The sequence below is a fragment of the uncultured Aquincola sp. genome (genome assembly GCF_964001545.1).
In the GTDB taxonomy this organism is placed as follows: Bacteria; Pseudomonadota; Gammaproteobacteria; order Burkholderiales; family Burkholderiaceae_C; genus Aquincola.
The window spans coordinates 1-8,725 of the sequence record NZ_CAXFDV010000223.1 but is presented as its reverse complement, the minus strand read 5'-3'; the positions used below and the strand labels follow the sequence as shown (position 1 = coordinate 8,725).

11 protein-coding genes are annotated in these 8,725 nt (G+C 71.3%); 8 read left to right on the top strand and 3 right to left on the bottom strand.

Annotated elements, in window-relative coordinates; translation table 11 throughout:
- Positions 1–47: 47 nt before the first annotated feature.
- From ABNT58_RS07775 to metF, 4 genes are read left to right on the top strand one after another with little or no spacing between them, the layout of a single operon-like run.
- The gene (locus ABNT58_RS07775; protein WP_348752931.1) at positions 48–365 is read left to right on the top strand and encodes a hypothetical protein; all 318 of its coding nucleotides are present in this window, start codon (positions 48–50) and stop codon (positions 363–365) included.
- Complete coding sequence (locus ABNT58_RS07770; RefSeq protein WP_348752930.1) at positions 355–804, top strand: type II toxin-antitoxin system VapC family toxin; 450 nt, start codon at positions 355–357, stop codon at positions 802–804. The genes ABNT58_RS07775 and ABNT58_RS07770 overlap by 11 nt, the downstream gene beginning before the upstream one ends.
- Positions 805–812: 8 nt before the next feature.
- Positions 813–1,541 carry a TlyA family RNA methyltransferase gene (locus ABNT58_RS07765; protein ID WP_348752929.1) on the top strand — a complete coding sequence of 243 codons (729 nt, stop codon included), beginning with the start codon at positions 813–815 and terminating at the stop codon, positions 1,539–1,541.
- Between the two features lie 12 nt (positions 1,542–1,553).
- The gene (gene metF / locus ABNT58_RS07760) at positions 1,554–2,390 is read left to right on the top strand and encodes a methylenetetrahydrofolate reductase [NAD(P)H] (protein ID WP_348752928.1); all 837 of its coding nucleotides are present in this window, start codon (positions 1,554–1,556) and stop codon (positions 2,388–2,390) included.
- Here metF and ABNT58_RS07755 read toward each other — a convergent pair.
- Both ABNT58_RS07755 and ABNT58_RS07750 read right to left on the bottom strand, forming a co-directional pair.
- The gene (locus ABNT58_RS07755) at positions 2,374–3,132 is read right to left on the bottom strand and encodes a PEP-CTERM sorting domain-containing protein (RefSeq protein ID WP_348752927.1); all 759 of its coding nucleotides are present in this window, start codon (positions 3,130–3,132) and stop codon (positions 2,374–2,376) included. The genes metF and ABNT58_RS07755 overlap by 17 nt on opposite strands.
- A 38-nt stretch (positions 3,133–3,170) precedes the next feature.
- On the bottom strand, positions 3,171–3,773 hold the full coding sequence (locus ABNT58_RS07750) for a 5-formyltetrahydrofolate cyclo-ligase (RefSeq protein ID WP_348752926.1): 603 nt from the start codon (positions 3,771–3,773) through the stop codon (positions 3,171–3,173).
- A 68-nt stretch (positions 3,774–3,841) separates the two neighbouring features.
- Here ABNT58_RS07750 and ABNT58_RS07745 point away from each other — a divergent pair, with 68 nt between their 5' ends.
- The gene (locus tag ABNT58_RS07745; RefSeq protein WP_348752925.1) at positions 3,842–4,219 is read left to right on the top strand and encodes a TfoX/Sxy family protein; all 378 of its coding nucleotides are present in this window, start codon (positions 3,842–3,844) and stop codon (positions 4,217–4,219) included.
- A 6-nt stretch (positions 4,220–4,225) separates the two neighbouring features.
- Here ABNT58_RS07745 and ABNT58_RS07740 read toward each other — a convergent pair whose 3' ends face one another.
- Positions 4,226–4,612 carry a DUF2917 domain-containing protein gene (locus ABNT58_RS07740; RefSeq protein ID WP_348752924.1) on the bottom strand — a complete coding sequence of 129 codons (387 nt, stop codon included), beginning with the start codon at positions 4,610–4,612 and terminating at the stop codon, positions 4,226–4,228.
- Between the two features lie 95 nt (positions 4,613–4,707).
- Between ABNT58_RS07740 and ABNT58_RS07735 the strand changes: the two genes are divergently transcribed.
- The 3 genes from ABNT58_RS07735 to ABNT58_RS07725 all read left to right on the top strand — a co-directional run.
- Positions 4,708–5,667, top strand: a complete 960-nt coding sequence (locus ABNT58_RS07735) for a LysR substrate-binding domain-containing protein (RefSeq protein ID WP_348752923.1) — start codon at positions 4,708–4,710, stop codon at positions 5,665–5,667.
- 162 nt (positions 5,668–5,829) lie between these two features.
- Positions 5,830–7,842 (top strand): transglycosylase SLT domain-containing protein, encoded by a 2,013-nt coding sequence (locus ABNT58_RS07730; protein WP_348752922.1) that lies wholly within the window; start codon positions 5,830–5,832, stop codon positions 7,840–7,842.
- Positions 7,843–7,878: 36 nt separating this feature from the next.
- Positions 7,879–8,725, top strand: an 847-nt coding sequence (locus ABNT58_RS07725) for a complex I NDUFA9 subunit family protein (protein ID WP_348752921.1), incomplete at its 3' end; no start/stop codon positions are given.

The following is an 8,725-nucleotide window of genomic DNA, read 5'->3' as shown; positions in this document are numbered from 1 at the left end:
GGCCCGCAATGGCTCCAAAATGGCGCCATTGCGGAACCGAGGCAGCCATGAGCATCAACCTGTCCATCAAAGGGGTGCCCGACGCCTGGGCACAGCGCCTGCGCGAGCGTGCGGCGCGCCATCACCGTTCGCTGCAAGGCGAGCTGATGGCGCTGCTGGGCGCCGCCGTGGGCGACGACACACCGGCCCCGTCGGCCGGCGTGCCGGCTGCGGTCGCTCGGCCGCAAGCGGCGCCCGCCGTGGACTCGTTGACGCTGGATGAACTGGCCCTGCGCGCCCGCAGCCGCTTCAGTGGCCTGGCGGCGGACAGTGGCCGCTCGGCCGACATCGTGCGCGCGTTGCGCGACGAGGCCGATGGCCGCTGACCGCGCGCCGCGCACCCTGCTGGTGGCCGAGCCGGCGCCCGTGTACCACGCCCGCCCGCCCGCCGTGGTGGACGCCAGCCTGGTGTGTGCGCTGCTGTTCGGTGAACCTGAAGCCGAACAGGCCCGCGAGGCCGCACGCGGTTATGCGCTGCATGCACCCACCTTGATCGACTGGGAAGTGGCCAGCGTGGCCGCCACCAAGGTGCGCCGCGGCGTGCCGGCGGCTGCGGCGGGTGAGGCCCTGGACGACTTCGGCCGTCTGGCGCTGCAACGGGCCGAGGTGGACCTGCGCCTGGTGCTGGCGCTGGCCGGGCGCTATGCCTTGTCCGCTTATGACGCCGGCTACCTGGCCCTGGCCGCGGCGCTGCGCTGTCCGCTGCTCACCTTCGACCGCCAGCTGGGCGAGGCGGCGCAACGCCACCTGGCCACGCTGGACTGAGGGCCGCGATGCGCGCCGACCTGCTCCTCGTGCAACTGGGCCTGGCCCCCACCCGCTCGGCCGCGCAGCGGCTGATCGAGCGTGGCGCGGTGCAGGTGCCCGGCCCGCAAGGCGGGCGTGTGGTGCGCAAGGCCGGCGAAGACCTGGCACCGGGCAGCGTGTTGACGCTGACCGACGACGCCGAGCTGCGCTGGGTGTCGCGCGGCGGGCTCAAGCTGGAAGGCGCGCTGGCCCACACCGGGCTGGACGTGAGCGGCCGGCATTGTCTGGACGTGGGCCAAAGCACCGGCGGCTTCACCGACGTGCTGCTGGCACGCGGCGCGGCGCAGGTCACCGGCATCGACGTGGGCCATGGCCAGCTGCATCCGCGGCTGCGGCAAGACCCGCGGGTGCAGGCCATCGAAGGCGTGAACGCGCGGCACCTGGACGCGTCGCTCGGGCGCTTCAGCCTCATCGTCGGCGACCTGTCCTTCATCTCGCTGACGCTGGTGCTGCCCGCGCTGGCGCCGCTGCTGCAGGGCGACCTGCTGATGCTGGTCAAGCCGCAGTTCGAGCTGCAGCCCGAGCAGATCGGCAAGGGCGGGCTGGTCAAGAGCGCCGCTTCCTACCCGGTGGTGGAACAACGGCTGCGCGAGGCCTGCGCGGCCCAGGGCCTGCAGGTGGCCGACTACTTTCAAAGCCCGATCGCCGGTGGCGACGGCAATACCGAATTCTTCGTGCATGCACGAAGCACCTAGCGAGACACAGCCATGAACACCGTGCCGATCAGCTTCGAGTTCTTTCCGCCCAACACCCCGGTGGGCGACGAGAAGCTCAAGACCGTGGTGCAGGAGCTGGGCGCGCTGAAGCCCGAGTTCTTCAGCGTGACCTACGGCGCCGGCGGCGCCACCCGCGACAAGACGCTGGCCACCGTCAGCGCCATCGCCAAGGCCGGCTTCGAGGCCGCGCCGCACCTGTCCTGCGTGGGCTCCACGCGGCAGAACATCGCCGAGATCCTGGCCACCTACCGGGCGCAGAACATCCGCCGCATCGTGGCGCTGCGCGGCGACCTGCCCAGCGGCACCGCCACCGCGGGCGAGTTCCGCTATGCGTCGGAGCTGGTGCGCTTCATCCGCGAAACGCAGGGCGACGACTGGCAGATCGAGGTGGCGGCCTACCCCGAATATCACCCCGAGCAGCGTTACGCGGCGCGCGACCTGCAGCACTACGCCGACAAGGTGAAGGCCGGCGCCAATGCCGCCATCACGCAGTTCTTCTTCAACCCCGACGCCTACTTCCACTTCGTGGAGCAGACGCGCAAGCTGGGCGCCGAAGCGCCGGTGGTGCCGGGCATCATGCCCTTCCACAACTTCTCCCGCATCGCGCAGTTCGCGCAGCGCGACGGCATCGAGATTCCGCGCTGGGTGGCGATGAAGATGGAAGGCTTCATGGACGACGCCGCCTCCATCCGCGCCTTCGGCCTGGACGTGATCACCGCGCTGTGCGAACGCCTGATCGCTGGCGGCGCGCCGGGCATCCACTTCTACACGATGAACCAGAGCGCGCTGACGCTGGAGCTGTGCAGGCGGCTCAAGCTCGGCGCTTGATTCTGAAAGCAGCCACCACGCCCAACCCGGCCAGCAGCAACAGCGCGCTGGCCGGCTCGGGCACCGGTGAGATGCTGATCGCGCCCAGCGCCACCTGCGCGCTGCCGCGGCTGCTGTCGTCGCCGAAGAACACCAGGTTGGGCACCGTGTACGGCAGGCCGCCGCTGCGGTAGTCCTGCAGCGTGCCGCTGAACAAGGCCTGGCCGCCGGCGCTCACGCTGTAGCGGCCACCCTGCACCTGCAGCCGGTAGTCGGTGAAAGCCGCGGTGGTGTCGAAGCCGGCGCCCTCGCCCTGCACGAAGCGGTCGGCCGCCGATGCATCCACCGTCGGCACCCACACCCGGTCCTGCCAGAACGACAAGGCCACCGACTGCGCCGGATCGCTGCCCACCAGCAGCAGCGAGAAGCCGGCGCGGTTGGGGCTGCTATGGGTTTCCGCCAGCACCTGCAGTGAGAAGTCGACTGCATAGCCCGCGTTGCCGTCCAGCGCCACCGGGCTGAGCCGGGCGTTGCCGAAGGCCACCACGCCGCTGCCGGTGGTGTCGATCGCCAGCCGGCCGCCGCTCAAGTTTTGCGTGCCCGGCGCCGCGCCGCTGGTCGCGCTGGTCAGCCAGCCCTGGGCCGCAGGCAGGCTGCCGGCGGCCGGGTCGTACAACACCACCGCCTGCGCGGCCGGAGCCGCGGCCCACAGCGCGGCGCATGCAGCCGCCCACCGCAGCGGCCGACTGACGTGAACAGACATGGCATGCGGGCAAGCGGTCATGGCGTTCTCCTAAAGCATCAGGGGCCGTCGGCATCGACGTCGCTGACGACGCCGTTCTCGTTGAGCATCGCGTCCAGCGGCACGTCGTGCGGCTCGGGCGTCAGCCAGGGCAGGTAGCCGTGGGCATAGCCTACGCCCACGGTGTAGGGCCGCGGCTCGATGGCGGCCAGCGTGCGGTCGTAGAAGCCGCCGCCATACCCCAGGCGCAGGCCCTTGGGGCCGTAGCCCACGCAGGGCACCAGCAGCATCTGCGGCGTGAACTGCTCGGTGTCCTTGGGCTTGGGAATGCCGAAGGCGTCTTCTTCCATCGGGCAGCCGGGGTACCAGACATGGAAGCGCAGCTGCTTGGTCTCGCGGTCAATCACCGGCAGGCCGATGCGGCGCTCGGGCGCACCTTCGGTCCAGCGGTAGAGCGCGGGCAGCGCATCGAATTCGCCCTTGATCGGCCAGTAGGCGCCGATCGTCTGTTCCTTGCGGGTCACCAGCCACACCCGCAGCACCTGCTGCAGGTGCATGGCGCGCTCATGCCGGTCGATCATGGCCAGCCGCTCGGCCTGCAGCTGCCGGCGCAGCAGCTTCTTGTCGCGGGGGGGGTCCAGGCTGAAATCGGGCATCGGCATGGTGGCGGGCAGGTCGACAGTGACGGGAGCTGCGATTGTGGCTGCCACAACCTGCCTAGACTGCGCCGATGCGCGCCGCCACCCCGCCAGCCTCGCCGGCCGATGCCTTCGTCCAACACTGCATCGAGCTGCTGTCGCCGCTGGGCCGGGTGCGCGCCAAGCGCATGTTCGGCAGCCATGGCCTGTACCTGGACGAGCACTTCATCGCCATCGTGGTGCAGGAGCAGCTCTACCTGAAGGTCGACGCCACCACCCAGCCACAGTTCGAAGCCGCCGGCGGCGAGCCCTTCGTCTACAGCCGCAAGGGCGAGCCCACGCAGCTGGGGTTTTTCACGGTGCCCGCTGAAGCCCTGGAAGCGCCCCCGCTGATGGCCCCCTGGGCCAGGCTGGCGCTGCAGGCGGCGCTGGCAAAGGGGCGGCGGAAGCCGCGGGCAGGCCGCGGTTGACCGCCCTCAACCCGCGCAGGCCGCCGCTGGCGCGCCCCACTGCACCGAGCGGCGCAGGCTTTCCAGCGTGCCGGCCGTGCGCTGCCAGGCGCTGCGGCCGGGCACCTGGCGGGGTTGCGGTGCTTCCAGCAGCTGGAAGCTGGCGGGGCCGCGGCCTTCGACCACGGCGCTGATGCCCGCGCCCAGCGCAAAGCCTTCGCCGGGCTGCAGCCACACATCGCCGGCGGTGGCTTCGGGGCTGTCGGTGAGGGTGAGCCAGAGCTGCCCTTCCGTGACCGCGATCCAGCGTGCATGGCCCGCTGCGGCGATGGTGCGCGCGGCGCCGGCCGGCAGCGCGACCGACCATGCAGCCGCGCTGGTGGCTTGAGGAAAGCTCATCAATGCGTGGGCCATGACATACTCCTGAAGAAGTGGTGTGAGAGGGATTCTGGTGGTGCCGCCGCTTTGTGTCGAATGATGGATTTGCCCGCCATTGATGCTTTCTGATCATGAATAGACTGCGCCAGCGCCCGCTCGCCATCGGCCCGCTGCGCGCGTTCGAGGCGGTGGCGCGCCGCCTCAGCTTCAGCGGCGCGGCCGACGAACTCCACCTCACCCAATCCGCCATCAGCCGCCAGATCCGCGCGCTGGAAGACGAAGTGGGCGCGGTGCTGTTCCTGCGCGGCACCCGGCATGTGGAGCTCACCAGCACCGGCGCCACGCTGCTGCGCACGGTGGCGCCGCTGCTCGACCGGCTGGACGCCACGGTGCGGCAGATCCGCGTGACCAGCGGCCGGCGGCACGTGGGCGTCACCACCTTCGCCTCATTCGCTTCGCTGTGGCTGATTCCGCGGCTGCATTCCTTCCAGCGGCTGCACCCGGACATCGACATCCGCATCTCCGCCTCCGACGTGCTGGCCGACATGGACGACCCGGAGCTGGACGTGGCGCTGCGCTACTGCCACCCGAACGACGCGCCGCCCGGTGCCACCAAGCTCTTCGGCGAGGTGCTGACGCCCGTCGTGGGCCAGGCGCTGGCCGAGCAGGCCGAGCGCGGCCAGGCGCCGCCGCTGCGCGCACCCGCCGACCTGGCGCGCCACACGCTGCTGGAAGAAGACGACCAGCGCCCCAGCGCCGAGTACCTGAGCTGGCGCTACTGGCTGGCCCGGCGCGGGCTGCCGCACCAGGAGCCGCTGCGCTGGCTGTACATGAACTACACCCACCAGCAGGTGCAGGCGGCGCTGTCGGGCCAGGGCGTGGCGCTGGCGCGGCTGGCGCTGGTGCAGGAATCCATCCAGCGCGGCGAGCTGGTCGAGCCCTTCGGCGAAGCCGGCCGCGAACGCTCGCCCTTCACCTACTGGCTGGTGCACAGCGAAGCGGCGCTGCAGCGCAGCGAGCTGCGGCCGTTCATCGACTGGGTGATCGAGCAGGCGCGCGAGACGCGCCGCGCCGTCGGGGAACCAGACTGACCCGACAACGGCCGCCCCGCGTCAACCCGGGGCGAAGTTGCTGCGCTACATTCAAACGCGCCTGTCGCCATCCCGCGGCTCGGGGTGCGCTTTTGAGCCACCGACCGTGCTTTCCCTGTTGACGCCGCCCCGTCGCGGCGCAGCCCCATCCACCGCCTGCCCATGCCCAAGCCCCGCCTCCTTGCCACCCTCACCGGACTGGCCGCCGTCCTGCTGGCCACGGCCTGCGCCCCGATTGCCCAGGCGCAAGGGGCCGACGGCCTGGTGACCGAGGCGCGGGAGGCCGCCCGCAAGCGCGACAAGGTGCGGCTGGTGGCGCTGCGCGACGCCGCCCAGGCGACGCGCCACCCGCTGGCGCCCTGGGTGGACTACTGGGAGCTGGGCAGCCGACTGAACGAGGTGCAGCAGTCCGACCTGGAAGCCTTCTACGCCCGCTGGCCCGGCAGCTACGTGGAAGACCGGCTGCGCAACGATTGGCTGCTGGAGCTGGGCCGCCGCCGCGACTGGGCCAACTTCAGCCGCGACTTTCCGCGCTTCCGGATGAACGACGACCGGCAGGTCACCTGCTATGCACTGCTGACCGCGCACCTGGGCGGCCAGCCGGTGCGCGACGCCGCCCTGCCCGCCTGGCGCGCCCAGCGCGACATGGACGACGGCTGCGCGCTGATGGCCGCCACGCTGTTCGAGGCCAAGGTGTTCACCAAGGACGACGTGTGGACCCGCATCCGCGACGCCGCCGAATACAACAAGCCGGCCGCCGCCCGCTCGGCCGCGGCGCTGCTGGGGCCGACCACGGCCACCGCCATTGCCGAAGCGTTTGCCAGCCCCGCCAAGCCGCTGGGCCGCAAGAGCGTGGTGATGGGCCACGACACCGCAGAAGTGACGGCCGTGGCCCTGGTGCGCATGGCCGCCGACGACCCCGACAACGCGGTGGCGCTGCTGCGCGCCCGCTGGGGCCGGCTGCTGCCGCAGGGCCAGGCCGGCTGGGTGTGGTCGCAGATCGGCCGCAGCTACGCGCAGCGGCTGGCACCCGACGCAGTGACCGCCTTTGCCGAGGCCTTTGCCCAGCGCGACCAGAAGCCCCGCGCCGCCGATTCGCAGTGGACCAACGAAACCCTGGCCTGGGCCGTTCGCGCCGCCATCCGCTACCCGGCCGCCGAGCGCTGGACGATGGCCGCGCAGGCCGTCAGCGAGATGGGCGTGGAAGAACAGGCCGATGCCGGCTGGCAGTACTGGAAGGCCCGTGCGCTGAAGGCCACCGCGGTGGAAGGCCCGCGCGGCGACAAGCAGCGCGCCGAGGCGGAGCAGATCCTGCAGACCATCGCTTCGCCGCTGAGCTTCTACGGCCAGCTGGCCACCGAAGACCTGGGCCGCACGCTGGCGCTGCCGCCGGCCCCCGCGCCGCTGACGGCTGAAGAAAAAGCCGCCGCCCGCAACCACCCCGGCCTGCAGCGGGCGCTGCAGCTCATCGGCCTGGGCCTGCGCAGCGAAGGCGTGCGCGAGTGGAACTTCAGCCTGCGCGGCATGAGCGACCGCGAGCTGCTGGCCGCCGCCCAATGGGCCTGTGAGCGCGAGGTGTGGGACCGCTGCATCAACAGCAGCGACCGCACCCGCAACGAGTTCGACCTCGAGCAGCGCTACCCGATGCCGATGCGGCAGAACGTGCTGGCCGCGGCCAATGCCATCGGCCTGGACCCGGCCTACGTGTACGGCCTGATCCGCCAGGAATCGCGCTTCATCATGGATGCGCGCTCCAGCGTCGGCGCCTCGGGCCTGATGCAGATCATGCCGGCCACCGCCCGCTGGACGGCCAAGAAGATCGGCCTGGACTACAGCGCCGACATGATCACCGACCGTGACACCAACCTGAAGCTGGGCACCGCCTACCTGAAGCTGGTGCTCGACAGCTTCGACGGCTCGCAGGCCATGGCCGCCGCCGCCTACAACGCCGGCCCCGGCCGCCCGCGCCGCTGGCGCGAAGGCGCCACCAGCGAAGCCGCCGCCTGGGCCGAGAACATCCCGTTCAACGAAACGCGCGACTACGTCAAGAAGGTGCTGTCCAACGCCACCGTCTATGGCGCGCTGATCAACGGCAAGCCGCCCGCGTTGAAGCCCCGCCTGGGCGGGCCCATCGGCCCGCGCACCGGCGGCACCGGCGACCGCGACATGCCCTGACCTCTCACACGTTCATTCATCCGGAGTTAAAGACCCATGCGCAACATCCTGGTGCTCGGCGGAACCGGCTTCGTCGGCCGCGCGGTGGCCGAGCGGCTGGTGCGCCGCAGCGGCGGCGCCGGCGGCCGCATCGTGGTGCCCACGCGGCGCTACTACCGCGGCAACCACCTGCGCTCGCTGCCCACGGTGGAAGTGGTGCAGGCCAACGTGAACGACCCGCAGCAGCTGGCCCGGCTGGTGGCCGGCTGCGATGCGGTGATCAACCTGGTGGCCATCCTGCACGGCAATGAAGAAGCCTTCCGCCGCACCCACGCCGAACTGCCGCGCCAACTGGCCGAGGCCTGCCGCGCCGCGGGCGTGCGCCGGCTGCTGCACGTCAGCGCGCTGGGCGTGAGCCCCGACGCGCCTTCGCGCTACCTGCGCAGCAAGGCCGCCGGCGAGGCGGTGCTGGCCTCCTCGGGCCTGGACGTGACCATCCTGCGGCCCTCGGTGCTGTTCGGGGCTGAAGACCGCTTCACCAACATGTTCGCCGGGCTGCAGGCGGTGTTCCCGCTGATGCCGCTGGCCGGCGCCGACGCCAAGTTCCAGCCCTGCTGGGTGGACGACGTGGCCGAGGCGCTGGTGCGCTGCCTCGACCGGTCCGAGACCATCGGCCAGACCTACGAATGCGCCGGGCCCGATGTCTACACGCTCAAGCAGCTGGTGCAACTGGCCGGCCGGTGGGCGGGCCATGAACGCCCGGTGATCGGCCTGCCCGGCCCGCTGGGCCGGCTGCAGGCGGGCGTGATGTCGCTGCTGCCGGGTGAGCCGCTGATGTCGGGCGACAACCTCGATTCGATGAAGGTGCCCAACGTGGCCACCGGCACGCTGCCCGGGCTGCAGG